At 65.4% G+C, this 22,853-nt stretch carries 24 protein-coding genes; 7 read left to right on the top strand and 17 right to left on the bottom strand.

Annotated features, from left to right (window positions below; genetic code table 11):
• Positions 1–45: 45 nt before the first annotated feature.
• The 3 genes from AAF481_00745 (at position 46) to AAF481_00735 (ending at position 2,060) form a co-directional block, all read left to right on the top strand.
• A complete protein-coding gene (locus tag AAF481_00745; GenBank protein ID MEM7479673.1) occupies positions 46–549 on the top strand; it encodes a hypothetical protein in 504 nt (167 codons plus the stop codon).
• A gap of 54 nt (positions 550–603) precedes the next feature.
• Positions 604–1,179, top strand: a complete 576-nt coding sequence (locus AAF481_00740; GenBank protein ID MEM7479672.1) for a TetR/AcrR family transcriptional regulator — start codon at positions 604–606, stop codon at positions 1,177–1,179.
• A gap of 86 nt (positions 1,180–1,265) precedes the next feature.
• Entirely contained in the window at positions 1,266–2,060 is a 795-nt protein-coding gene (locus AAF481_00735) for an SDR family oxidoreductase (protein ID MEM7479671.1), read from the top strand.
• On the opposite strand, the gene AAF481_00730 is transcribed toward AAF481_00735, so the two are convergent.
• Both AAF481_00730 and AAF481_00725 read right to left on the bottom strand, forming a co-directional pair.
• On the bottom strand, positions 2,057–3,091 hold the full coding sequence (locus AAF481_00730; GenBank protein ID MEM7479670.1) for a DUF3592 domain-containing protein: 1,035 nt from the start codon (positions 3,089–3,091) through the stop codon (positions 2,057–2,059). The genes AAF481_00735 and AAF481_00730 overlap by 4 nt on opposite strands.
• Before the next feature lie 89 nt (positions 3,092–3,180).
• The gene (locus AAF481_00725) at positions 3,181–3,921 is read right to left on the bottom strand and encodes a CPBP family intramembrane glutamic endopeptidase (GenBank protein ID MEM7479669.1); all 741 of its coding nucleotides are present in this window, start codon (positions 3,919–3,921) and stop codon (positions 3,181–3,183) included.
• A gap of 134 nt (positions 3,922–4,055) precedes the next feature.
• Between AAF481_00725 and AAF481_00720 the strand changes: the two genes are divergently transcribed.
• Both AAF481_00720 and AAF481_00715 read left to right on the top strand, forming a co-directional pair.
• Entirely contained in the window at positions 4,056–4,721 is a 666-nt protein-coding gene (locus AAF481_00720; GenBank protein MEM7479668.1) for a helix-turn-helix domain-containing protein, read from the top strand.
• A 174-nt stretch (positions 4,722–4,895) separates the two neighbouring features.
• A complete protein-coding gene (locus tag AAF481_00715) occupies positions 4,896–5,591 on the top strand; it encodes a hypothetical protein (protein ID MEM7479667.1) in 696 nt (231 codons plus the stop codon).
• Positions 5,592–5,630: 39 nt separating this feature from the next.
• Here AAF481_00715 and AAF481_00710 read toward each other — a convergent pair whose 3' ends face one another.
• The 10 genes from AAF481_00710 to AAF481_00665 form a co-directional block, all read right to left on the bottom strand.
• On the bottom strand, positions 5,631–6,494 hold the full coding sequence (locus tag AAF481_00710; protein MEM7479666.1) for a right-handed parallel beta-helix repeat-containing protein: 864 nt from the start codon (positions 6,492–6,494) through the stop codon (positions 5,631–5,633).
• A complete protein-coding gene (locus AAF481_00705; GenBank protein MEM7479665.1) occupies positions 6,491–7,441 on the bottom strand; it encodes a hypothetical protein in 951 nt (316 codons plus the stop codon). Before AAF481_00705 ends, AAF481_00710 begins: the two co-directional genes overlap by 4 nt.
• 122 nt (positions 7,442–7,563) lie before the next feature.
• Positions 7,564–7,959 carry a RidA family protein gene (locus AAF481_00700; protein MEM7479664.1) on the bottom strand — a complete coding sequence of 132 codons (396 nt, stop codon included), beginning with the start codon at positions 7,957–7,959 and terminating at the stop codon, positions 7,564–7,566.
• A gap of 41 nt (positions 7,960–8,000) precedes the next feature.
• Positions 8,001–8,240 carry a hypothetical protein gene (locus AAF481_00695; protein MEM7479663.1) on the bottom strand — a complete coding sequence of 80 codons (240 nt, stop codon included), beginning with the start codon at positions 8,238–8,240 and terminating at the stop codon, positions 8,001–8,003.
• 9 nt (positions 8,241–8,249) lie between these two features.
• The gene (locus tag AAF481_00690; GenBank protein MEM7479662.1) at positions 8,250–8,882 is read right to left on the bottom strand and encodes an RNA polymerase sigma factor; all 633 of its coding nucleotides are present in this window, start codon (positions 8,880–8,882) and stop codon (positions 8,250–8,252) included.
• 43 nt (positions 8,883–8,925) lie between these two features.
• Positions 8,926–9,477 carry a peroxidase-related enzyme gene (locus AAF481_00685; protein ID MEM7479661.1) on the bottom strand — a complete coding sequence of 184 codons (552 nt, stop codon included), beginning with the start codon at positions 9,475–9,477 and terminating at the stop codon, positions 8,926–8,928.
• 141 nt (positions 9,478–9,618) lie between these two features.
• Positions 9,619–10,617 carry an L-histidine N(alpha)-methyltransferase gene (gene egtD, locus AAF481_00680; GenBank protein ID MEM7479660.1) on the bottom strand — a complete coding sequence of 333 codons (999 nt, stop codon included), beginning with the start codon at positions 10,615–10,617 and terminating at the stop codon, positions 9,619–9,621.
• The gene (gene egtB / locus AAF481_00675) at positions 10,617–11,972 is read right to left on the bottom strand and encodes an ergothioneine biosynthesis protein EgtB (protein MEM7479659.1); all 1,356 of its coding nucleotides are present in this window, start codon (positions 11,970–11,972) and stop codon (positions 10,617–10,619) included. Before egtB ends, egtD begins: the two co-directional genes overlap by 1 nt.
• Before the next feature lie 78 nt (positions 11,973–12,050).
• A complete protein-coding gene (locus AAF481_00670; protein ID MEM7479658.1) occupies positions 12,051–13,514 on the bottom strand; it encodes a glycine betaine ABC transporter substrate-binding protein in 1,464 nt (487 codons plus the stop codon).
• A gap of 26 nt (positions 13,515–13,540) precedes the next feature.
• Complete coding sequence (locus AAF481_00665; protein ID MEM7479657.1) at positions 13,541–14,284, bottom strand: ATP-binding cassette domain-containing protein; 744 nt, start codon at positions 14,282–14,284, stop codon at positions 13,541–13,543.
• Between the two features lie 234 nt (positions 14,285–14,518).
• On the opposite strand from AAF481_00665, the gene AAF481_00660 reads away from it, so the two are divergent.
• Entirely contained in the window at positions 14,519–15,301 is a 783-nt protein-coding gene (locus AAF481_00660; protein ID MEM7479656.1) for an AraC family transcriptional regulator, read from the top strand.
• Between the two features lie 71 nt (positions 15,302–15,372).
• On the top strand, positions 15,373–16,464 hold the full coding sequence (locus AAF481_00655; GenBank protein ID MEM7479655.1) for a serine hydrolase domain-containing protein: 1,092 nt from the start codon (positions 15,373–15,375) through the stop codon (positions 16,462–16,464).
• Positions 16,465–16,528: 64 nt separating this feature from the next.
• Here AAF481_00655 and AAF481_00650 read toward each other — a convergent pair whose 3' ends face one another.
• The 5 genes from AAF481_00650 to AAF481_00630 all read right to left on the bottom strand — a co-directional run bounded on the left by AAF481_00650 (position 16,529) and on the right by AAF481_00630 (position 22,809).
• Complete coding sequence (locus tag AAF481_00650) at positions 16,529–17,890, bottom strand: PQQ-binding-like beta-propeller repeat protein (GenBank protein ID MEM7479654.1); 1,362 nt, start codon at positions 17,888–17,890, stop codon at positions 16,529–16,531.
• Positions 17,891–18,013: 123 nt separating this feature from the next.
• A complete protein-coding gene (locus AAF481_00645) occupies positions 18,014–19,450 on the bottom strand; it encodes a M20/M25/M40 family metallo-hydrolase (GenBank protein ID MEM7479653.1) in 1,437 nt (478 codons plus the stop codon).
• A 130-nt stretch (positions 19,451–19,580) separates the two neighbouring features.
• Positions 19,581–20,405, bottom strand: coding sequence for a hypothetical protein (locus tag AAF481_00640; GenBank protein ID MEM7479652.1), 825 nt, complete (start codon positions 20,403–20,405; stop codon positions 19,581–19,583).
• A 77-nt stretch (positions 20,406–20,482) separates the two neighbouring features.
• Positions 20,483–21,928 (bottom strand): DUF2867 domain-containing protein, encoded by a 1,446-nt coding sequence (locus AAF481_00635; protein MEM7479651.1) that lies wholly within the window; start codon positions 21,926–21,928, stop codon positions 20,483–20,485.
• Positions 21,929–22,041: 113 nt separating this feature from the next.
• Positions 22,042–22,809 carry a hypothetical protein gene (locus AAF481_00630; GenBank protein MEM7479650.1) on the bottom strand — a complete coding sequence of 256 codons (768 nt, stop codon included), beginning with the start codon at positions 22,807–22,809 and terminating at the stop codon, positions 22,042–22,044.
• Between the last annotated feature and the right edge of the window lie 44 nt (positions 22,810–22,853).

Here is a 22,853-nt window from a genome sequence, read left to right as displayed (position 1 = left end):
CGCCACTCTCGGTGGAGCGAGGTCGAATTCCCGAGGAGGCCGCCGATGTCCGCGAATCTCTGTCCCATCTGCAAGAGCACCGGCAAGAAGTCGTGCAGTTCCTGCGGCGGCCGCGGCGGTCGCTTCGCCCGCCGTTTCCAGGCGCTCGATTTCGGCATGCGGCAGTTCGGCGCGCGGATGCAATGGGAGACGTGTTCAACCTGCGACGGCTCGCAGAAGGTGCGCTGCACCTATTGCAACGGTCACGTGACGGCCGAGCAGCGGGCGGTTCGACAGCAGCGTGCGGAGCGGTCCGTCGAAGTCAGCCTGCGCGCACTCCGCCGTACTTTGACCGAATCCGACGACCTCAGTTCGTCCCTGGTCCGCCGCTGGCTAGCGGTACTCGAGCGAGTGGAGATCGACCAGGGGAACCCGTTTTCCGAAGTCTCCGCCCTCGAGAGGGAAGCCGCGGAAGAGTACCGGCATGCGCTTGTAACGGACGAGCGCATGGCCCTCCTCGAACTGGAGATGCAGGCCCGCTTGCTGTACAAAGCTCTTCTCGAGGCCTGAGGCGCTGCGGGGTTTGGGCTTGCTTTTCTCTACCAACTGGTAGATAGTCTCGATGTGAGCACCAAAACCGCCATCCTTGAAAGCGCCCGGACCCTGATCCAAACCCGCGGGGTCAACGGCATGAGCTACGAAGACGTGAGCGCCGCCGTGGGCATCCGCAAGGCCAGCATCCACTACCACTTCGCTTCGAAAGCGGATCTTGTGGAGGCCGTTATCGATCGCTACGCCGAACGGTTCGACGAGGCGGTGGTGCGCATCATGGCGTCGGAAGCACCGGGTGCGCACCGGCTGCGGGCCTTCACCGGACTGTTTCGCCAAACCCTCGAAGCTGGAGACGGCTCGATCTGCCTGTGCGGCATGTTGGCGGCGGAGATCAGCACCTTGGATACCGCCAGCCGGGAGCGGGTGCGGGGCTTTTTCGAGCGCGGTGCCCAGGCTCTCGCCTCGATCTTGCGGACGGGTGGTGAAGATGGAAGCCTGCGTCCTTCGGAGGATCCCGAGGGCAGCGGCTTGATGCTGTTTTCGGCCTTGGAGGGAGTGCTGTTGGCGGCGCGCATAGACGGCCGCGCGGAGCGGTTCGACGAACTGGTCGAGCCACTGCTGGACCTCATGAAACCTCTAAATCCCTGACACCGGCACGATGCATTTTCTGGTCGGTGCAGAAACCTGTGGTGAACAACTACCTACTAATAGGTAAAAAACAAGGAGCCGAAGAAATGTCTAATGGGATCGTAGAAGCCAGCGCGTCGGATCGTGGACTCAGCCTGATCGTGGGGGGGTCGAGCGGCATCGGCAAGGCGACGGCTCGGCGCCTTCTCGAGCGCGGTGCCGGGCCGGTGGTCTTGCTGGGTCGGCGTCCGAACAAACTGGCGGAAGCGGCCGCGGAGTTGGCGGAACTAGGGGATGTCGAAACCGTGGCGGTGGATCTTCAAGATGAGTCACAGGTCCGCGCTGCGGTGACGCGCCTCGATGGCGATTCGAAGCCGATCCGGCGGCTGGTCAACGCCGCGGGCGTGTTTCAGCCCAAGACCTTCCTGGAGCACGAGGAAGGCGACTACGATTCGTATCACCGGATCAATCGCGCGACGTTTTTCCTCACCCAAGCGGTCGTTCGGAATATGGTGGCGAACGGTGGCGGAGCGATCGTCAACGTCGGCTCAATGTGGGCTCAGCAGGCGGTGGCTGCGACTCCGTCGTCGGCCTATTCCATGGCCAAGGCGGGGCTGCATGCGCTGACCCAGCACTTGGCGATGGAGCTGGCCCAGCACGGCATTCGGGTCAACACCGTCTCGCCGGCGGTGGTGGTCACCCCGATCTACTCGGCGTTCATTCCGGAAGGGGAGATCGAAGCCACTTTGACTTCCGGGTTTGACGCCTTCCACCCGATCGGCCGCGTGGGGCGGCCGGCGGACGTTGCCGGGGTGATCGACTTCCTGCTGTCCGAAGACGCCGGTTGGGTTACCGGTGCCCTTTGGGATGTCGACGGTGGAGTGATGGCGGGCCGCAACTAGCCTAGAAGGCTGTTTTGCTGCCGGTTTGCCAAACCCACCGTCTCCACCAGCCATCCGCCGAAGCGGTAGGCCTCTTCCCGCGAAGAGAGGAGGGGGAGCTCGAGGGTCTGTTTGACGCCGTCCGCGGCGCGGTGTTGAAGCACGGGCCGGAAGTACACGGCCCGCTTCGCCCGTCCGCGTATTTCTTCAATTCGCCAGTCCTCGATCTGGGATTTGGGCAGCACGGCGCCGGAGGGAAGGGTTAGTTCGCGGCTGTGTGGATCGAAGGTGACGGTCATGGAACGAAAGGCGTTCCACAGCGCCTTGCCGGCCAGCAGACCCACTCCGAGGAGAAGCAGAATTCTCCAGGTGAGCGAGAAGTAGGCGGCCGGTAGGACGGCGAAGAAGAAGACGGTCACCAGGCTGACCAGGAAGGCGATAATCAGCAGAACCCCAAGGGCGAACTGGATCGGTCCCAGGTGCGGAAATCGCGCCCAGGCCCGACCGTTTTCCTGGCCGAATCGCATGACGTCCGGCTCCAAGGACCGGCCGAGGACCTTGCGGGCGAAGATCTCCAGCAGCCATCCCACGGCGAAGAGGTTGAAGGGCAGGAGCAAGAGCCCTGCGGCGTGCTCGACCGCACCGATCCCCGCCGAAAGGTAGGCGACCCGCGGCTTGTCAGGATGGACGTACACCGCGTGTGCTTCACCCGGAACGAGATTCCCCATCACCCGCTCGACGTCTTGTGGATGCGAGGAACAGAAGCCACCCCAGCGGAAGCGATTTCCTTGTAGGGCCTCGTGGTTCACCTGGTATCGAAAGGCCACCTCCGGGCAGTGGGAGACGTGAGCCGAGGTGCTGCTGTTGTCTTGCCGGACAGAAACGGCCTCCACGACGCCCGGGGTGGTGGGAAAGCGCGCCACCCTCAACTGGTTGAAGATCATCCAGCCGAGAATCCCGTCGAACATCAAAACCACCAGCAGGAAGAGAATCGCCGGGCCGGGAATCGGTGCAGGTTTCTTCTTCGGCGAAGAGACGCCGCCCTCGTTCACTCGATACCCTCCCGATCGCCCATGGTGATTTGGCTCGAAGTGTATGTTCAGGGCCCGGCGCGGTCAATTTGCGATGCCCCTGACTCCGCTCAAGCGGCGTGGGGTTGGCCGGCCGCGATCGACCCTTCGTCATCGGGTTTCTTGGAGTGCGCAGCGAGGGCGGTCCAGCCGCCGATCAAGTCCATGCCCATGTGCAACAGGATCGCCGGCCACAGGGACCCGGCCAACAGCACCAGCGCGATCAAGACGGCACCGGCCGCGGTGGCTCTCAGCAGTCCCTTGGGTCCCTGGTAGCTGTGGGCCAGGCCGAAGACGACGACCGTGCCGACGGCGGCGAAGGCGACATTCAGCCCGAGGCTTTGCAGCCACCAGAAGAGAAAACCGCGGAAGAGGACCTCTTCGCAGAACCCAGCCGTCAAGGAGAGCGCCGCGAAGCCCGCCATCTCACGGCTCCGGGTAGGCATCAGCGCGTCGACGGGTGCGAGTTCGTCGCGCATTTGCTGCCGCCACCCGGCGCTCTTGCGTCCCGTTGCGACCTGCGTTGCGAGAGCTGCGAGGGCGACCATCGCCAGGCTCCAGGCGAGGGTCGCTCGTTCCCCCGAGGGCCAGTCGAGGCCAAGGGCCGAAGAAGAAAGTTGGCTCGAGATCCAGATGCCGGCCACCGCGGCCGTTGCCACCCATTCGACGAGAAAGATCTCGCCGTACAGGAGCCAGCGGCTGGAGCGGCCTTCCCGGATCGCCCGGCGCTGGCGCTCGAAGGTCAACCAGCCGATCAGGGGGTAGATGACGAAGTAGCTGAGGAGGAGGAGGGGTTCGAGAAAGGTGCTCATGAGGTGTTCTCCCGCGGTGGTCGTGAGTCCGTGTTGGCGCCCCCTCGGGCGCCGCATGGAGAATTTAGCAGGAAAAAATCTATTATTCAAATTTCTCCTATTAATCAGGATTTGCCTCGTGTTAGTCTGCGATCATGAGCCACGATTCTCAAGAGGCTGGACCCCAGGAGGCTGGACCCCAGGAGACTGGACCCCGGGAGGCTGGACCCCGGGGCGTTGAACCGCAGGAAGCCGGTCCGCCGGTGGAGGCCAGCTACACGATCAAGGACCTAGGCCAGCTCAAGGCTCTCGCCGATCCTCTGCGAGTGCGCATTCTCGAAGCTCTGTGCGAGCAGCCCCGAACGACCAAGCAAGTGGCCGAGCGGCTTGGCGAGAAGCCCACCAAGCTCTACCACCACGTGGATGCTCTGGAAAAGGTGGGACTGATCGGGCTGCATTCCACCCGTCCCAACCGAGGCACTCTCGAGAAGTACTTCCGGAGCGTGGCGCGGGCTTTCCGGGTGGATGACAACCTCTTCTCGGATCCCGCGAGCACCGGTTGGGCGGCGCTCGGCGGGGATCTGTTGAGCCGGGGAGCCGAGGAAGTGCGAGCGCTGGAGGGGAAAGATCTCGGTGGCCTCCAGCCGATGCTGGTACACCTCAAGGCGACGGCCCGGCCCGAAAAGATCGAGCGGCTGCAGGCAGAGGTCCAGCAGTTGTTGGATGATCTGGCCGAGGAGGAGGAAGACCCCGCGGAGGGCGACGCCGAGGAGGTCGAGTTTCAGATGATTCTCGCCCTCTACCCGATTTTGAAGCCTTGACGAGTCTCCTGGAAACGACGACGCCATCACCTCCGACTGCCGACTCTGCGCCGGATCCGTCGGACCAGGCCTGGTTTTCCAAGCTGCCGCCGGCTGTCGAGCGCTCCTGATCGAGTTGCTAGAATGGGCGTTCTCGTGGATAAGATTTCGGCATCAGGAACTCCCGGAGGTCGAATGAAAAAAGACCCGTTCGTGCGATGGATTTCCCTTGCTTGGGTGGCGGCGGTTGCGGTGGCGGGGCCTCTGATGGGGCAGTCCTTGAACATCGACTTCGGCGAAGTCGGCAATGCGCCGGCGGACACCTACGCCGCCGCTGGACTACCCGGAGTTTGGAACAGCTTTCGGGCCGATCACGCCACCACCACTCAGGGGTTGGTCGATCTTGACGGATTGGTCACTTCCGTCAGCCTGCGTCAATTCGGTGGCTTGGATACGCCGACGGTTGTCGATCCTGCAACTTCCGGTGACGACTCTCTGCTGCTCGATGACTACCTGGTGACCTTCGATGCAGATCTCGAATCCTGCATCTTCTTCACCGGCTTGGCGCCGGGCGAGTACGTCATCCTGATCTATGCCCGCATGCCCAAAGAGCCGGCGGTCTTGAGCTACACCAGCGTGGACCAGGAAGATGGATTTCCGCACTACTCCATCGGGGGCGTCTGGAGCGGCGGCCACGAGGAACTCATCACCTTCTCCCGGCACCGGGCGCAGGTCGGTATCGACGGTCGCCTGGACCTGCATTCCGGAGTCGTTCCGGACGCGGATCCAAGTCTCGGCGCCGCCCTCAACGGCTTGCAGGTGATGACGGCGGAGATTTTCGAAGATGGATTTGAGAGCGGTGATCTCAGCCGCTGGGGCGGTACCGGGTAGAGGGCTTCTCGGCCGGCGGCGGGGAAGCTCTCCAGGTGATCACGGGCACGGTACGTTTTGGCATAGGTTGAGGCCGATCTGCGTTCCGCCGGCGACCTGATTTCCGGCGTTGGCCGGCAGGTTGTTGCTTCGAAAAACATTGTTGCCGAATACCGTGGTGCCATTCGCCTGCAGGCCCACACTGTCGTTGAGCTCGACGTGGTTGTCGAAGACGTAGCCGTCAACGGTTCGAATTCCCGGGTTGTTGCCGGCCCCTCCGTTGCCGCGTACGCGATTGCCCCGCACCGTCGGGCCGACGGTTCCTGCGATGCCGGTGCCGCCATTGCCAAATACCTGATTGTTGAGGATCATGCCCGCGCCATTGGTGATTCCGGTGGAGCCGTTGCCGATTACCACATTGCTCTGGACAATGGCGGCGGCGGCGGCGATGCCTGTGCCTCCGTTTCCCCGGACCACCGTGTCCTCGATGAGGCCGCTGCCGACGTTGATGGCGAAGCCTCCCATCCCCCGGATGGCGCCGTTTCGAATCGAAATACTGCGGCTGGGGTCGCTGTTGATGCCGCTCCCGGTGCCGAGAGGGGTGCAGACGATGGGGTTGCCGCTGCAGGTGGTCACTCCGGAGATGCTGAAGCCTCCGAGATCGATCTGTACCGGACCCTCAGCGGTAACCTCAATCGCCGTCGTGTTCTCGTCGGGAACGGTGAGGTTCGAGGTCAGCAGGTAGCTGCCGGGCTGGGTGATCTGGATGGGAAAGCCCGCGGTATCGCCGGCCAGGCAGCCGGTGGCGACGCACGCCTGGTGGATCTCGCCCACGCCATCGGAGGCCGTTGCGAAGGAAGTCGAGAGCAGGGTTGTGACGACGACCGCAAGGACCCAAGCGCAGACTCGGAATGATGGTTTCATGGCTTCTCCAGGAAATCGGTCTCGGCGCTCCAAGGCATCCGGCGCCGGACGATGGCGCTGGCGGAGAGTGCGAGAATCATGGCAAGAACCGTCAGGCCGATAGGCGACAGTACGGGGATTTCCAAAACGTTCGGCGGCTCGCCAGCGGTGAGGGCCACAAGGTCGGTGGCCTCCCATGCCGGGAAGAATGTGGAGCCGTCGTAGAGCAACTCCCAACTCCCGGCAACGGGATCGTGCTCGACCACGTCCTCATCGGCCAGGCCGACGCCGCCGACGGTGCCGTCGCTGTCGAAGGACAGTAGCCAGTTGCCGTTTTCGAGGCGGTGGGCGGCGTCGAGATCCAGTGACCGGGGTACTCCGGCGGCGGCGCCGTCGAAGGCGAGGGAGAAACTGGCTCCGTCCCAGCGCACCAAATCGTCGTCGGCGTAGGGGCCACCCGGGAGATCGGCGTGGGTCTGGAACGATAGAAAGATGTCGTCAGCATCGAAGGACAGCGCATCGACATCGAGTCCCGCCGGCAAGCCGGCGGCAGCCGCATCGAAGGCGATGCCGTAGGACGTTCCGTCCCAGGAAACGATGTCCGCAGGGCCGACCGGTAGACCGCCCAAATCCGCCCAACCTTCGAGCGAGAAGAGAAATCTGCCGTCGTCCAGCCGATGGAGAGCGTCGATCGCCGCCGCTTCCGGCAAGCCTCCGAGGGTCAACTGCATCAATCCGCCGGCGAGATCGTCGGCGAGCACCTGATGATCTCGAATCTCGACTCCGCCGACCACCAAATGGATATCGGGAGCGACGTAGAGCGCCTCGAGATCCGTCGTAGCGGCGGAGACATTCCCCGCGCTGGCCGAGGCGATCAGGAATGCGAGAATCCCCCCGGCGCTCCGCCGCCAGTGGCTTCGCCGACTCGCGCGTCTGAGCGCAGGAACGTCGTGGCGGTTCTGGCCCAAGAGCTATCCTCCTTCGAGGTGGTTCCAGGCAATAGAGGGGTCGGGCGAAGAGAATCGTTACTTTGGAGTATAGCAATAGGGGATTTCGCCAATTCTTGCTGCCCGGACGGCTCCGGCCGAGGTCACTCGGCGCAAGCCACCGCCTCGATTTCGACCAGCCAGTCCGGCGAGACGAGGCCCGCGACGAACAGCGTGGTGATGGCGGGGCGCACCCCATCCAAGAACTCCTTGCGGACTTCCACCAGGGCATCCATGTCTTCGCGGCGGGTCAAAAAGCAGGACATCTTTACGATATCCGTCATCTCCATGTCCGCCTGCCGCAGAACCGACTGAATGTTGCGGATGGCTTGACGACACTGGCCTCGGAAGTCGGAGGGTAAGTGGCCTTCCGGCGAGGCTCCGACCTGGCCGGAAACGTGGACGATGCGCGCGCCGGCACGGGTTTCGACACCGTGGGCGTAGATGCCGTGGTAGGGATCGTTGACCGGAAAGGGATCGTGGCGGGTGGAGACGGTCATGGGGACTCCTGTTGACTACGGGCAAGTGAGGGTCCAACTCCTCAGGGCTCGGCGAGGGTTTCCAATGCTCTCAGCAAGGTCTCGTACTCTTCCCGGCATTCGCCGCAGACGGCCAGGTGTCCGTTCACGGTAGCCAGCGCCGCGGGGATCTCCTGGCCCGACAGTTCGCGCTCGGCCAGCTCGGATACCTGCTGCCAGCACTGGCCGCAGTCGAGTTCGTGCTCGAGGGTGGCGCAGATCGACTGGATCAGGTCTTGGACTTGCTGATGTGTCAGAGCCATGGCTCTCTCCTAGAACTCGAAGGCGTGGCGAATGGTGGCCTCCGAGAATCCTTCCTCGATCAGGCCCTTCTTGAGGCTCTTGCGGGCGTCGTGGGCCAACTTGTAGACGGCGTTGCGCTTGACGTCCGGCATGCGCCGGGCGATCTCGCTCTGTTCCAATCCTTCGAGCTTGGCGCGCAGGACTTGGCGCTGTTTCGCCGTGAGTCGCCGGTCGATGAGGTGCTGCAGCGCTCGCAGAATCCGGCGGCGGTCGAGATTTCCGTCGGAGGCCTCCGGGTTGCCGGGCGGCGCCAAGGAAATGGAATCTTCGAGCGCCAGGGAATCCAGCGACACATCTCGGGACCGGCGCCGCCGGAGTTCTCCGAAGGCCTCGCGAACGGCGATCGAGACGGCCCAAGTGGTGAACCGGCTGCGCCCCCGAAACTCGGCCAGGTGCGACAGGACCTTGAGCAAGGTGTCCTGCACTGCGTCCTCGATAAAGGCTTGCCGCTGGGAGATCTTGCGCCCGAGGGCGCCATCGAGGCCCCGCCTCAAGACCTCGCCGAGGTCGGTGAGCGCGGCCTCCTGGGTCGGTCCCGGGGAAGAAAGGTGATCGATCCAGGTGGTGTTGTTGCGGTCCATGGAGACGAAAGACGATGCCATGCCCCGGAAGCACCCTCAAAGGTGGCTTCCGGGGCCATCACGATCAACCTGCGACCGCTTCGAGCCGAGCCGGTGCCGGAAAGTCGACGTCCGGATCGGCGACGTGGTTGAAGTAGTTGGTGAACAGGTTGATGGCGACGTTGGCGACGACTTCAAGCACCTCCGGATCGCTGAATCCGGCACCGCGGAGGGCTTGAAGTTCCTCGTCCGTCACCTGTCCTCGGTTGGTCACCAACAGGCGCGAGAAGGTGAGTGCCGCCTGGGTCCTGGCATCGTTCGAATGGCCCCGTCGTCCGGCGAGGATTTCGTCCTGATCGAGTCCGGCACCCTTGCCGATGGTGGAGTGAGCGGCCAAGCAGTAGTCGCACTGGTTGGTCTCGGCGACGGTCAAGGCGATCAGTTCCCGAAGTTGCGCCGACAGCGTACCTTCACCGAGGGCGCCGCTGAAGCCCAGGTAGGCCTTGGCGACGGCCGGTGCCTGGGCCATGGTGCCGAGGATGTTGGGAACCCCGCCCATCTTGGCTTTCACCTGGTCGAGGATCTGTTGGGATTCGGGGGAAGCGTTCTCCGTCTGAAGCGGTTGAATGCGGCTCATGGTCTTTATCTCCTTTGAAGGCGTAGCTGGCTCAAAACGTATCGGGCCCCTGGATCAGGGCTCCTTTCGTCCTACACCCGGTGAGATGCGGTGAGGGTCCGATGTCTTACCCCGGCGGGTGAGTTTTCTTGGGCGAGGGCCTCAAGCCCGCAGGTGCTGCACGCTGAACCAGCGTTTCGGGTCCGTCCACACTTGTTCCACCTCGAAGCCGGTTCGGCGCGCCATGGCGCGAAATCCGTCCAAGGTGTATTTGTGAGAGTGCTCGGTGCAGATGGTTTCGCCGGCGGCGAAGGAGAACCTCTGGCCTCCCAGATGGACAGCTTGCTCGCTGGAACTTTCGAGGTGCATCTCGATCCGGCCGTGTTCCCGGTTGTAGATCGCGAAGTGCCGGAACCGCGGGAGATCGAAGTCCGCACCGAGTTCCCGGTTGAGGCGCGCCAGGAGATTCAGGTTGAAGGCGGCGGTGACGCCCTGAGGATCGTTGTAGGCTCGTTCGAGAATCGCCGGATCTTTTTGCAGATCGACACCGATCAGAAGGCTGCCTCCGGCACCGCAGACTTCGGCAATGCGGCGCAGAAAGTCCTCCGCCGCGGGCGGCTCGAAGTTGCCGATGGTCGAGCCCGGGAAGAACACGGCTCGGTGCTCTTCCGGTCGGGGTGGAGTGGGGATCTCCAAGGCGCTGGTGTAGTCGGCACAGACCGGCAGGATGGGGATGGCCGGAAAGTGCCGCGCCAGCCGCCGAGCGGAGGCTTCCAGGTGGGGCCGGGAGATCTCGATCGGTACGTAGCCCGCCGGGTCTTCAAGAGCCTCTAGCAGGATCTCGGTTTTCTTGCCGCTACCGCTGCCGTACTCGATCAGCAGGCAGCCCCGCCCCAGCGCCGCCGCCATCTCCGCCACATGCCGGTCCATGATCGACAGTTCGGTGAGGGTGGGGTAGTAGGCCTCCAGAGTGCAGATGGCTTCGAAGAGAAAGGAGCCGGTCTCGTCATAGAGGTACTTCGACGGCAAGGTCTTCGGGATGGCGGACAGGCCGGCGAGGACATCCGCCAGCATGTCGGCGGTGACCGGCGCCGTATCCCGCACCGAAACGGCCTTGGCCGGTTCGAGAGGGGCCGGTTCGAGCGCTTTCGGTTGGGGCATTACCGCTCTCCATCGCGCGCCAGGCGCAGACCGGAGAACTGCCAGCGGGCGGCCGGGGGGAAAAAGTTGCGATAGGTGGTGCGGATGTGCGATCGCGGCGTGGCGCAGGAGCCGCCGCGCAGCACCGTCTGGTTGTTCATGAACTTGGAGTTGTACTCGCCGAGAGCCCCGGCCGGCGGTCGGTAGCCGGGGTAGGGCGAGTAGGCACTGCGAGTCCACTCCCACACGTCGCCGAGCATCTGGCCGTGGGCGGATCCGGCCGGCAGCGGGCGCGGATGGAAGAGCCGCGATTCAGCGAAGTTGCCGTCGGGAGCGTTTTCGCCTCGTGCCCGAGGCCGACCGAAGACCCGCTCGGCGGCGATCTCCCACTCCGCCTCGGTCGGTAGCCGCCCACCGGCCCAGCGGGCGTAGGCATCGGCCTCGTACAGACTGATGTGGCAGACCGGCTCGCCAGGGTCGATGGGTCCGTCGCCGCTCAGACTGAAGCGTCGCCAGCCGTCTTCGGTCGAGTGCCAATAGAGCGGTGCCCGCCAGTTCCCGGCGCGCACCGTGGCCCAGCCGTCGGACAACCAGAACTCGGGCCGTTGGTAGCCGCCGTCGGCCATGAACTCGAGGTATTCACCGTTGGTGACCGGCCGGTCGGCCAGCTCGAAGGCCTCCACGAACGCCCGGTGGCGCGGCCCCTCGTTGTCGAAGGCGAAACCGTCGCTGCCGGCGTCCTCGCCGATGGCGTAGAGGCCTTCCTCAAAGGCCGTCCAGCGCGCCTCTCCGGGGGCGTTTGCCGCTGCGCCGCCGGCCTCCGCCGCCGGTCCGTAGGCCGGCTGTAGCGGATTGCGCGACAGCATGTGTTTCACGTCCGTCAACATCAGCTCTTGGTGCTGCTGCTCGTGATTCAGGCCGACCTCCAGCAGGCCGCGCAGGGTGGTCGCGGGTTCGTCGTCACCGAGGGTTGCGATCAGCTCCGCCATCGAGTCGTCAACGTGGTGGCGGTAGGCGTACACCTCGTCCACCGTGGGGCGCGACAACAGCCCCCGATCCGGCCGTGCGTGCTGCGCGCCCACCGAGTTGTAGTAGGAATTGAACAGAAAGTTGAAGCGCTCGTCCGGCGATCGGTACTGCGCGACGTGCGGTGCCAACAGGAAGGTCTCGAAGAACCAGGTGGTGTGGGCCAGATGCCACTTCGCCGGACTGGCATCGGCCATCGACTGCACCACGTAGTCTTCGGTGGCGAGGGGCTCACACAGGGTTTCCGTCCAGGCGCGAACCTGCCGGTAGCGATCGAGGGACGTCAGCGGCTGAGAAGGCCTTGTTCCGCTCTCCTCGGGAGCCGCGGTCGCGGACGATGGCTCGGGCATGGATGTGGATCTCCCAGCGATTCGTGGTGCGGTAAGAGACGAGGGTATCAGCCCCTCGCAGCGGTCGGTGGTGGAGGATCAGCCGTCCGACGGGAGGCGGAGGCCGCGCGGCACCAGCCGGCGTTCGGAGAGTTCGAAGAGACCCTGGACGGCCAGGGCCAGTACGGCGGCCGGCACGGCGCCCTCCAGGATCAACCCGAGATCGTCCAACCGGATTCCCGTCAGGATCGGCTGGCCGTAGCCGCCGGCGCCGATCAGGGCGCCGAGGGTGGCGGTGCCGATATTGATCACCGCCGAGGTCTTGATGCCGGCGAGGATCGAACGCGAAGCCATCGGCAACTCGATGCGCCGCAGCCGGGCGCCGGAGGGCAGGCCGAGGGCGTCCGCCGACTCCAGGAGTTCCGGCGCAATGCCCTGGAGGCCGGCGTGGGTGTTGCGGACGATGGGGAGCAGGCTGTAGAGGAACAGCGCCGCCAGCGCCGGCGGCGCACCGATGCCCAAGAGCGGAATCATGAAGACCAGGAGCGCCAGGGAGGGGATGGTCTGCAGCACTCCGGTGAGTCCCAGCAGTACGTGGCCGAGGCGCGGCCGGCGAGCGGCGACGATACCCGCCGGGACCGCCACCAGAATCGCCGCGAGAAGAGAAAGCCCGACCAGCATGAGGTGCTCGCGGGTGTGGCGTAGGAAGCGGGCCGCCCGGTCTTCCATCCGAATCTCGCTCTCGATGCCGAACGCTTGCCGCAGGAAGGACGCCGCCACCGCCGTCTCCGGCCGGCGGTCGATCTTGACGGCGGCGTTCATCGCCACCATCGCCTCGCCGTCGATCTCCCCGGCGAGACGTTCCAGGGCGTGGATCGCGCCCGCCGGCAGGTCGCGGCGGTAGAGCACCAGAGCCTCATAGGCCGGAAAGTAGGCGAGATCGTCTTCCAGTACCCGCAGACCGTAGTAGGCGATCTCCGCGTCCGTCGAGTAGAGATCCATCACCTGGAGACTGCCGGCGGCCAAGCCCTGGTAGGCGAGATCGTGATCGAGGCCGCGCACGTCCGACTGCGGTAGAACGTAGTGGGCGCGCAGGCCCGGCCAACCGTCGCTGCGGTCGAGGAACTCGTTGGTGAAGGCAAGCGCCAGCTCCGGCCGGGTTCGCAGGTCCGAGATGGTGCGCACCGCGTGGCGGTCGGCCACTTCCTTCAGCATGCCCAGGGCGTAGGTGTTGTTGAAACCGAGGGGCGCACTGGCGCCGATACCGACCTCGCCCAGGGCGGCCGGCAATTTCTCCTCCGGGAGGTCGCGGCCGGCGAAGATCTCTTCCCGCAGGGTGCCGGTGTACTCGGCATAGGTATCGATGTCGCCTCGCAGCAGGGCGTTCCACAGCACTCGGGTGCCGCCGAGTTCTCGCCGGTGGCGTGCTTCGAGGCCGGCGTCCCGGAGCAGGTGGGTCAAAGCCTCGCCGAGAATCACGGACTCGGTGAACTTCTTCGAGCCGACCTCGACGACCGGGGCCTCGATGGTGGCCAACGCCGGCGACGTCAGGTAGACCGCCAATGCCCCGAGCAGCCACCCACGGCGATTCACGGCTTCGCCTCCGGCGCCTGCTGCGCTGCCACGAAGCGGTGCGCAAAGGTGGTGACGGGCGCCTCCTGCAGTTCCTGGATCGAGCCCTCCTGTTCGATGCGGCCCTCGTTCATCAACACCAAGCGCTGACTGAAGAAGCCCGCCTCGCCGAGATCGTGGGTCACCAGCACCACCGTCTTGCGGAGGGTTCGGAAAATTTCTGCCAGTTCGCCCTGTAGGTCGCGGCGGATCATCGGATCGAGCGCGCCCAGGGGCTCATCGAGCAGCAGAATGTCCGGATCGAGCATCAGGGCTCGCATCAGGCTCACCCTTTGCCGCTGGCCGCCGGAAAGCTGAGTGGGAAAGCGGTCGAGGGTGGCCGCCGGTAGGTGGACCAGCGCCGAGAGACGGGCGATGCGCTCGCCGCTCTTCTCTTCCTTCCAGCCGAGGTGGTCGGCCGGCAGGCTCACATTCCGCCGGGCGGTGAGATGCGGAAACAGGCCACCGGACTGGATGACGTAGCCCATCCGCCGGCGCTGCGCCCGCAGGGTCGCCCCGTCATCCGCCAGCGGCTCGCCATCGATTTCGACCCTTCCCTCGTCGGGCTTGACCAGCCCGATGATCAGCCGCAACAGCGTCGACTTGCCGCAGCCGCTGGGGCCGATCAGGGCAACGGTCTCGCCGGCGGCGACGGCGAGATCCACCGCCGCCACGGCGGTGACGTCGTCATAGGTTTTCGAGACTCGGCGCAGGCTGAGCATGGTCGTCGTCGATTGGGAACGGGTGGCTCTTCGAACCTGAGACGATGTTGTTGAAGGGGCCGCCACCGGCATCCAAGGGGACGTTGGGTTGGATCGGCCCGGTTGGGCGAGTCTGTCATGTTGCCATCGCGCTAAAGTGCCACCATTCCTGCTCCCCGGCGAAGGGCTGGGGGATGATTTCGGCTCGAAGAACGGCAGAAATTTCTCGGATGCGCTCGCCGTAGAGCAAGATTTATGGCTTTGCCCCCTACAGATTGGTACTTCAAAGACAAGACTTTCTTGCCGGGAACGGGGCACGGGTGGATCGGCCATCGGTCCGCGGCGTTGACCCTGGTTGTCTTTGGCCGGCTCAAGGAGCGATTTCGGGGACAGGTCCACCAGTGCACGCCGTGGGAGGTGCACTTCAAGCCGCGCGGGGAGTTCCATGAAACCGCGGCCGGACCTGAAGGGGTTCGCATGTTCGTGCTGGGCCTGCGGGGCGAGGGCGTCGAGAGGACGCTGCCCGACAAGCCAATGCGAATGCCTGCCGGCACCACGGCGATGAGAATCTTCGGTCAGTTCTTGAGGCTTGCGAAGCGTCCCCAGGCAGAGGTGCCGCTTTCGGATCGGATGCTCTCCCGCCTTGTGGAGGGCTTGGGGTCAGACCGGCTTTCGGTGCAAACGAAGACCTCGCGTCCCTGTTGGATTACCGAAGTCCACGAGGCGGTGGGTCGGCGCGGAGGCGCCGATCAGAGTCTGGAGGAGTTGGCTCGTCGGTTTCGAGTCCATCCGGTGTATTTGGCTCGTGCCTTCCGTCGCTATTACGGATGCTCGATCGGGAGCCAGCGGCGGACCTTGCGCCTGCGGTGGGCCATCGAACTCTTGGTCTCGGACCAGGATTCCCTTGCCGATGTCGCCTTGGAACTCGGCTATGCGGACCAGAGCCATCTGACGCGCGACTTCAAGCGCGAGACCGGCTGGACGCCAGGCCAGTTTCGCAAGACGGCCGGCGAATGGCACCGATTGGGCACCCGCTGACGGCGAGTGTGATCGAACAGGTTCAGAATCTTCAAGAAGGCGCCGCGGCTCCACTGCAGGCTTGGGGCATGATGAGAGCCACTCCCGTCGCGTTCCTTGCTCTTTCCCTGTTCGCCTGTACCGGTGAAGCGCCGGCGGTTCCCGAGGTTGAATTTCGGGGACCCGCCCACGTCCGGCCATATCTCCAGACCTATCTGGACGCTCCCGGCGGGCCGCCTTCCATTTCCCTTGCCATCGCTGTGGATGGTGAGATGGTCGTGGCCGAGGCCGTGGGCTTCGCCGATCTCGAGAGCCAGCGGGCGGCAACGCCGAACACCGCCTATCGCACCTACTCGATTTCCAAAGGAATCACCGCCATCGGAGTTCTGCAGCAGGTCGAGTCGGGAACGCTCGATCTCGACGACGACATTCGCAGCCACGTCTCGGCCTTTCCCGAGAAGCCGTGGCCGATCCGCCTGCGGCACCTGCTCACCCATACCTCCGGCGTGCGGCACTACAAGGCGAATGCCGGCGAGATCTCGTCGACGACCGAGTACTCTTCTCTCGCCGATTCCCTGCGCGTGTTTGCCGACGATCCACTCGAATTCGAGCCCGGCCGGGGCTACCGCTACACCTCTTTTGGTTTCAATCTGTTGACCGGCGCGATCGAGAATTCCACCGGCCGCAGATTCGAGCGAGTGTTGGAGACGTCCATCTTCGAGCCGGCCGCGATGAACCGGTCCTCGCTGGCGATCGCATCGGGGCGCGACGAAGATCTGGCGAAGGCCTACTGGGCGCCTCGGTTGGGCAAACACCGCGAGGTCGATGACTTGCCCAATGTGAGTGGTAAATACGGTTCGAGCGGTGTGGTCTCGACCCCGACGGATCTGGTCAAACTTTTTCTGGCGTTGGATCGGCTCGAGCTTCTGCGGGCCGACACCCTCGATCTAATGCTCACGACCCCCTACCCAGAACTCGCTCCAGAACAGGGCTACGGTTGGAATGTCGTGACGGAAAACGGTCGCCGGGTGGTCTATCGCACAGGTGCCGGCACGGGCTACACGGGAATCGTCGAGTATTTCCCGGACCATGAGGTGATCGGAGCCGTCCTGATCAATCAAAACCAGTATCCGGGACGCGTCCCGATCCTCGAACGCGCACTCGAATACTTCCTGGACCCCTAGACTTCGCCAGCGAAGTGCTGAAAGCCGGGTGTCGATACCGGTCGGCCGAAACGGAGCGGGCCCTCTAGCGAGCCCCTGGGGCCGAGGGTTTTTTGCGGTCCTCTTCGGATTCCGCGATCGCGTACAGGTGACTTCTGCCGCGCAGGTACAGGGTACCGCCCACCAGCGCCGGCGAGGCGTTGAAGGCGTCCTCCAGGGAGTTGACGGCGAGGGTTTTCATCTCAGGACCGGCGGCGAGGACGGTGACGGCGCCGTTGCGGCCGGTGACATAGACTCGGCCGTCGGCGGCGACCAGGGAGGCGTAGACACCCTCGATGCCCTCGACGCGCACCGGGCCGTAGTGGACCTTGCCGGAGTCGGCGTCGAGAGCCGTCAAGATGCCGCCGTTGTGCTTCAAGAAGTAGAGGATGCCGTTGTAAAGCACCGGTGAGGGCACGTAGGGGGTGTCCTTGTCGTAGGTCCACACCACCGCTTCTTTGCCGGTGATGTCCCCCTCGGCGCCGGCCAGGCGAACCGCCTTGAGCATGTTGCCGCGGAATCCGCTCATCACGTAGAGCAGGCCGTCGGCGCTGACCGGCGACGGGATGGCGTTGACCGTCATGCCGCCGACCTCCCACACGACTTTGCCGCTTTCCAGATCGTAGGCCCGCACCCGGCCGGTACCGTTCAGCACCACCTGCGGTTTCCCCGTCACCTCAACGACATGCGGGGTGGACCAGGAGGTCGGTTCGTCGCGGGTCACCCGCCAGCGCTCGGCGCCGGTCGAAGCGTCGAGGGCCACGGCGAAGCTGTCGCCCTCGTGGTCCCAGGGGATGACCAGGGTGTTGCCGGCGAGGATCGGCGTCGCGCCTTCTCCAAAGGCGTTTCGGGTGGTCATCTCGCCGAGCTGCTTTTTCCACAGCAGCTCCCCGGCGTGGCTGTAGGCGTAGATGCCGCGGGAGCCGAAGAAGGCCCACACGCGGTCGCCGTCGGTCACCGCCGAGGCGGCAGCCCAGGAGCCATCCGTGTGGGTGCCCTCGTGCGGCCGGGTGGTGATGGCGGTGCGCTCCCAGACGGTCTCGCCGGTGGTGCGGTCGAGGGCGAACACCTTGAAGTGCAGCTCGCGGTCCGGCGCGACGCCGCGCCGGCGCCGGCCCTCGGCCGGCTCCTCTTCCTCGGTTTCGGCGGCCGGCTCATCGGCGTCGACGGCCGACAGCAGGTAGAGGCGGTCGCCCGCCACCACCGGCGAGGCGTGGCCCTGGCCCGGGATTTCTACCTTGTAGAGGATGTTTTTCTCCTCTCCCCAGGTGACCGGTGGGTTGGCGTCGGGCGCTACGCCATTGCCGTCCGGGCCGCGCCACTGGGGCCAGTCGGCGAAGGCCGGGCCGGCGAGCAGGCCGAGGATGAGGAGCGCGGGGAAAGCGCGGAAGCGGGCGAAGTGGATCATCGCAGTCTCCTTGCCAGAGATCGAGCCGGTCGAGATATGTGGTGCTGCTCACTCTATCCGCTGGCCGTGACGTTCGGGCGACGGTGGAGGAGGGTGATGTGAGGCCGCGTGCGCACGAGGAGCCTACTCCCACGGTTCGCAGAGCACCGCCGCGATCACCCCGACGCCGTCCAGGAAATCCCCCAGCCGCAGGTTTTCGTTCGGGCTGTGCTGGTGGTTATCTGGATTGACGGTGGGTACGGCCACCGCCGGCACGCCCAGAGTGGTCACGAAGGGCGCAATGGGAATCGAGCCGCCGAGGGTGCGTAGCCGGATGGGTTCCCGGCCGTGGTAGCCGGTGAGGGCGCGCTGGAGGCGGTGGCCCAACTCCGAATCGAGGGGGGTGCGGAAGGCGCCGTAGGAGATCTGCGACCGCCAGCGGAGAGGCGGCCGGTGGGCGAGACGCTCCTCTTCCGTGGGTTCGGCATCGATCACCCGGAAGCCCTGTTTCTCGATGTGTTGGCGAAGGGAGCGGAGCAAGGCCACGGCGTCGCTCTCGACCACTAGCCGCACGTCGATCTCGGCCGTGGCGGTGGCCGGGATGATGGTGCGCGCCTGCTCGCCGACCCAGCCGGCTTGGAGGCCTCGGACGTTGAGGGACGGATACTGGATTGACTCCTGGAGGGTGTCTGCCACCCGCTCCGGAGTCCCGATGCCGAGTTTGCGGTGCAAGGTCTTCGGATCGTCCGGTACGGCGGTGAGGGCGGCGCGGTCCGCCGCCGTCAACTCGACGCCATCGTAGAACCCCGGGAGGGTGACCCGACCCTCGGCATCTTTCAGGGAAGCGAGGAGCCGCGCTAGGCGGAAGGCCGGATTGGGCACGTAGTTGCCGTAGTGACCGCTGTGCTGCGGCGTCCGTGGGCCGTAGGCGGTCAGGGTGACGGTGGCAATGCCGCGCGCCCCGAACACCAGCGTCGGTTCGCCCGAAGGGTGGGGCGGTCCGTCGAAGATCACCAGCTCGTTTGCCGCCAGGCGTTCGCGCTCGCGCTCTACCGTCGCCGCCAGCCGCGGGGAGCCGAGTTCCTCCTCCGCGTCGATGATCACCTTGAGGTGGGCGGAAGGTCCTCCGCCGACGGCGGCGAGGACGTCCAGGGCGGTCAGGAACTGGACGATCGGACCCTTCGAATCCGCCGCCGAGCGGGCGAAGATCCGCCAGTCCGGTTGGCGCGCGCCGGCCAAGCTTGGCCAGGGGAGGGCGCGCCACGAACCGTCGTCCTCTGGCTCCTTGAGCACCGGCTCCCAGGGGCTTTCTTGATCCCAGGCGGCGGGGTCCACCGGCTGGCCGTCGGCCTGGAGGTAGACGAGCAGGGTCTTCGTAGCGCCGGGGGTCTCGCGCTCCGCCAGCAGCAGCGGAATCCGCCCCGTCGCCAGCTCGGAAGTTGCAAAGCCGCGCCGGGAGAATTCGGCTGTGAGCCAGCCGAGAACAGGCTCTAGATCGTCCGGCTCTTGGGCGTCGTTGGGAAGGCGCAGGAACTCGCGATAGCGGTCGAGAGCCTTGGACGCCTGTCGTTCCGTCTCCATTCGGAGGGCATCGGAGGAGGGCTGCGCTATCGGTGGCTCGGCAAAAGCGGTTCCAGCGGCGATCAGCCCGGCGAGGGAAAGGACGATCCTGACTCTCATCGCCCGAGTGTACCGACTCAAGGTGGGCGCCCTAGCCGCCGCTGCAGCGTCCTTGATCGTCCCAGCCGGCGGCAGGAGCGATCCGCTCGCACCAGATCCGATCGCCGAGCTTTCTCATTTCCACCGGCAGATGCGGCCCTTCGATTCGATCGACGAGTTCTCTCGGTGCATCCAGGGCAAGGGCTCGTTGCCGCTCGACCATTCGGTCACAATGGTCGAGCTTCTCCTCGAGGTCGCCCTCCTCGGCCAACTGCTCGTGGAGGGCGCAGTGCAGGAAATCGATCATGAAATGCGACACCGCGAGATCCGGATAGGGCTCGTCCCGGCGCTGAGCCGTGCATTCCTCGGGTGAATTCTCTCCTTCGACGCATTTCTTGAAGGTGCTCCACTGCCGCGAGAGTTCCATCGCGATCGTTCGTTCCAGGGAGGTCAGCAGGAACGCCGAGGGTGCCAAGTCTTCGAAGTTGCGTACCACCGTGGATTCGAGGTGTTGGATCGCTTGAACGTACTCCTGGTACGCCGGATCGATTGCAGCGAGGCAAGCCTGGGGATCATTTCCCAGGCACGGAGTCTGGAGAATCTCAATCGCCGACAGCGCGCGCGGCATCGCCGCCGCGACCTCGAGATGCCTGCGATTGGCGATGTGCCGCTCTTCTTCGCGAAGGCTATAGGTGGCGGAGACGGCCCAAAGGGCGAGCGGCACGATGAGAGCCGTCGCCACGAAACGGAGGGTGCCGACCAGCAGAGGATGGCGGGCTACCCAGCCCTCGAGGCCGCTCTGCGCCTTGCCGCACTCGGTGCAGTGGGTTCCCGCCGGGGTGCTGCCGCAGAAGGTACAGCGGGTCTCTTCGCTCATGGCTCCTCTCCCGATTCTCCAATCCACTCTTTCCAACTTTGGTTGCAGGATATCGAAGACAAAAGCTTCGAGACCGACTACTGGGAGTCTGCAGTGGCCATCGCCTCCGCTTCCTCAGCGATCGCTTTCACCATGTCGCTGAAGATCCAGCCGTGTAGCGGGTAGATGCCATACCAGTAGAGGAAACCCGGCAGGCCGACGGGGGCGAAGAAGGCGGTTTGGACGAGACGAGTGCCGGCGCCGTTCGGTTGCGTCTCCCACTGCAGCCAGGCTTTGCCGGGGACTTTCATTTCCGCCCGCAGGCGGAGGAGGGAAGGTATTGCCACTTCTTCCACCCGCCAGAAGTCCACTGCCTCGCCCGGCAAGAGTTCGGTGGTGTGCCGTCGGCCGCGCCGCAGGCCCGGGCCGCCGATGAGTTGATCGAGCAGGCCGCGAGCTCGCCAAGCCCAGTTCCACACCAGCCAGCCCTTGTCGCCGCCGAGGCTGGAGAAGGCGCGGAAGACCTGCTTCGGAGAGGCGTTCACCTGCCGGGTGCGGACCTCCCGCACGATGCCCTCGCGGTCCTGGAACTCCACCTGTGAGCCAATGCCCCAGGTGCTGCTCCAGCGGGTCACCACCTGCCCCTCCAGGGTGTCTTCGACCGCCCCCTCGACGGCCGCCCGGTAGGACATCGGCTCGATCTCCGGAAACAGCTCTAGGGCGCGGCTGAGATCTCCGATCAGCGGCCGCACAACCCCCTTGACGAGGGGGACGGCGAGATCGTTGGAGATCGGGGTGACGAAGCCCACCCAGCGCGCCGCCAGGCCCGGCGCCAGCACCGGCACCGGCACGATCCAGCGCCTGAGGCCGCGCACCGCGGCGTAACCCTGCATCATGGCCTTGAAGGTGAGGGGCTCGGTGCCGATCTCGACGACTCCTTCCGGCCCCCCGTCGACTCCCGGTCGGTTGAGGGCGGCGACCAGGTAAGAGAGGACGTCGCGCACGGCAATCGGCTGCACCGGATTCTTGATCCACTTGGGGGCGATCATCGCCGGCAGGCGCTCGGTCAAATATCGCACCATCTCGAAGGAAGCCGAGCCGCTGCCGATGATCGGCCCGGCCCGGAATTCCACCGTCGGCAGCCCGTCGCGCAGGATCTCGCCGACCTCCGCCCGGCTCGCCAGGTGCTCGGACATCCCACCCCCGCTTTCGGGCACCAGGCCGCCCAGGTAGATAGCGCGGGTGAGATTCCGCCCGGCGGCCACGAAGTTGCCGGCGGCGGTGCGGTCGCGCTCGGCGTAGTCCTTCGCGGAGCCCATGGAGTGGACCAGGTAGTAGGCGACATCGATTCCGTCGAGGGCCGGAGTGAGGCTGTCGCGGTCGGTGAGGTCGCCGCGGACGATCTCGACCGCTTCGCTCCACGGACGGCGATGGACCTTACGGGGGTCGCGCGCCAGTACCCGCACCGAGTGCCCGGCGTCCAGCAGGCGAGGGATGAGCCGGCCGCCGATGTAGCCGGTCGCCCCGGTGACGAGAACTTTCATAGCCCAAAGGATAGCCGGTGATCGGGCTTGCTCGGCGGAAAGCGGTCCGCCTGGCCGAATGCTGGCTGCGGTCCTTCGGAGACCTACCGGAGGTGATTCAGCGCTCGCTCACCTCAGGTAGCCGGGCACCGAAAGGTTGCCGTCAGGCTGAAGCCGCGCGGTGGATTCTGGTTCGCCGGCGAGCACACGGCCCCGCCGACGATGGTCGGATCGGCGGTCGAGGCGGTCACCTGGGTGACGTTGCGCAGTTCGCCGGTGCAGTCCGGATCGCCGCCCGCCGGCGCCAGGTCCACGGTGCTGACGGATCCGTCGCCGAGGCGGATGCCGAGGCGTACGGCGAAGGTGTTGGGATTGCAGAGTTCCGCCAGGCGGATGGTCGCCGGCAGGCCGTCTCCATCGCCCGGCGTCAAGGCGGTCCAGCAGATGCGGCTGCCGCAGCAGGAGCCATCGAACAGGGTCTCCTGCACCAGATCTTCGGTGATCACGTCGATGGCGCGGCTGTAGGAGGGCAGAGTGTCGTCGCGGTCGGAAGCGGCGAAATCGACGGTGGTGTCCACCGTCGGATTGATCGTCCGGGTGCCGGCCGTCTCCTCGGAGGCGATCGGGTCCGAGGCGAAGAGGTCCGGCGTGGAGGTGATCGTCACTCGCGTCGGGTCGCTGCAGCCGCTGCCCATCAGCACTCCGTCGGCGTTTCGTTCGCAGCCGCCCTCGGGACCGGCGTTCCAGGTCACCGTCACCGGATCACCGGGGCAGATGGTGTTGGGTTCGACCTCCGCCGTCCAGCCGGCCAGGCCGCTGCGGTCCACGAAACAGGCCGGGGCGGTGACGGCGACCAGCAGGGTCACCACGGGCAGGGAAATGCGGCGGAGCTTCGGGTTCATGATCGCCTCCTCGTCGACTGGAAAGGTTGATCTCTACGCTCGGA

Source organism: Acidobacteriota bacterium, assembly GCA_039030395.1.
Taxonomy (GTDB): Bacteria; Acidobacteriota; Thermoanaerobaculia; order Multivoradales; family JBCCEF01; genus JBCCEF01.
This window is presented reverse-complemented; position numbering and strand designations above follow the sequence as displayed.

Bases quoted from the DNA above. Each gene is read 5' to 3' on its own strand.
- AAF481_00690 (MEM7479662.1), bottom strand. From the start codon at position 8,882: ATGGCATCGTCTTTCGTCTCCATGGACCGCAACAACACCACCTGGATC.
- AAF481_00640 (MEM7479652.1), bottom strand. From the start codon at position 20,405: ATGAGCGAAGAGACCCGCTGTACCTTCTGCGGCAGCACCCCGGCGGGA.
- AAF481_00645 (MEM7479653.1), bottom strand. From the start codon at position 19,450: ATGGAGACGGAACGACAGGCGTCCAAGGCTCTCGACCGCTATCGCGAG.
- AAF481_00715 (MEM7479667.1), top strand. From the start codon at position 4,896: ATGAAAAAAGACCCGTTCGTGCGATGGATTTCCCTTGCTTGGGTGGCG.
- AAF481_00745 (MEM7479673.1), top strand. From the start codon at position 46: ATGTCCGCGAATCTCTGTCCCATCTGCAAGAGCACCGGCAAGAAGTCG.
- AAF481_00650 (MEM7479654.1), bottom strand. From the start codon at position 17,890: ATGATCCACTTCGCCCGCTTCCGCGCTTTCCCCGCGCTCCTCATCCTC.
- AAF481_00655 (MEM7479655.1), top strand. From the start codon at position 15,373: ATGAGAGCCACTCCCGTCGCGTTCCTTGCTCTTTCCCTGTTCGCCTGT.
- AAF481_00665 (MEM7479657.1), bottom strand. From the start codon at position 14,284: ATGCTCAGCCTGCGCCGAGTCTCGAAAACCTATGACGACGTCACCGCC.
- AAF481_00630 (MEM7479650.1), bottom strand. From the start codon at position 22,809: ATGAACCCGAAGCTCCGCCGCATTTCCCTGCCCGTGGTGACCCTGCTG.
- AAF481_00635 (MEM7479651.1), bottom strand. From the start codon at position 21,928: ATGAAAGTTCTCGTCACCGGGGCGACCGGCTACATCGGCGGCCGGCTC.
- AAF481_00725 (MEM7479669.1), bottom strand. From the start codon at position 3,921: ATGAGCACCTTTCTCGAACCCCTCCTCCTCCTCAGCTACTTCGTCATC.
- egtD (MEM7479660.1), bottom strand. From the start codon at position 10,617: ATGCCCCAACCGAAAGCGCTCGAACCGGCCCCTCTCGAACCGGCCAAG.
- AAF481_00685 (MEM7479661.1), bottom strand. From the start codon at position 9,477: ATGAGCCGCATTCAACCGCTTCAGACGGAGAACGCTTCCCCCGAATCC.
- AAF481_00735 (MEM7479671.1), top strand. From the start codon at position 1,266: ATGTCTAATGGGATCGTAGAAGCCAGCGCGTCGGATCGTGGACTCAGC.
- egtB (MEM7479659.1), bottom strand. From the start codon at position 11,972: ATGCCCGAGCCATCGTCCGCGACCGCGGCTCCCGAGGAGAGCGGAACA.
- AAF481_00710 (MEM7479666.1), bottom strand. From the start codon at position 6,494: ATGAAACCATCATTCCGAGTCTGCGCTTGGGTCCTTGCGGTCGTCGTC.
- AAF481_00700 (MEM7479664.1), bottom strand. From the start codon at position 7,959: ATGACCGTCTCCACCCGCCACGATCCCTTTCCGGTCAACGATCCCTAC.
- AAF481_00660 (MEM7479656.1), top strand. From the start codon at position 14,519: ATGGCTTTGCCCCCTACAGATTGGTACTTCAAAGACAAGACTTTCTTG.
- AAF481_00720 (MEM7479668.1), top strand. From the start codon at position 4,056: ATGAGCCACGATTCTCAAGAGGCTGGACCCCAGGAGGCTGGACCCCAG.
- AAF481_00695 (MEM7479663.1), bottom strand. From the start codon at position 8,240: ATGGCTCTGACACATCAGCAAGTCCAAGACCTGATCCAGTCGATCTGC.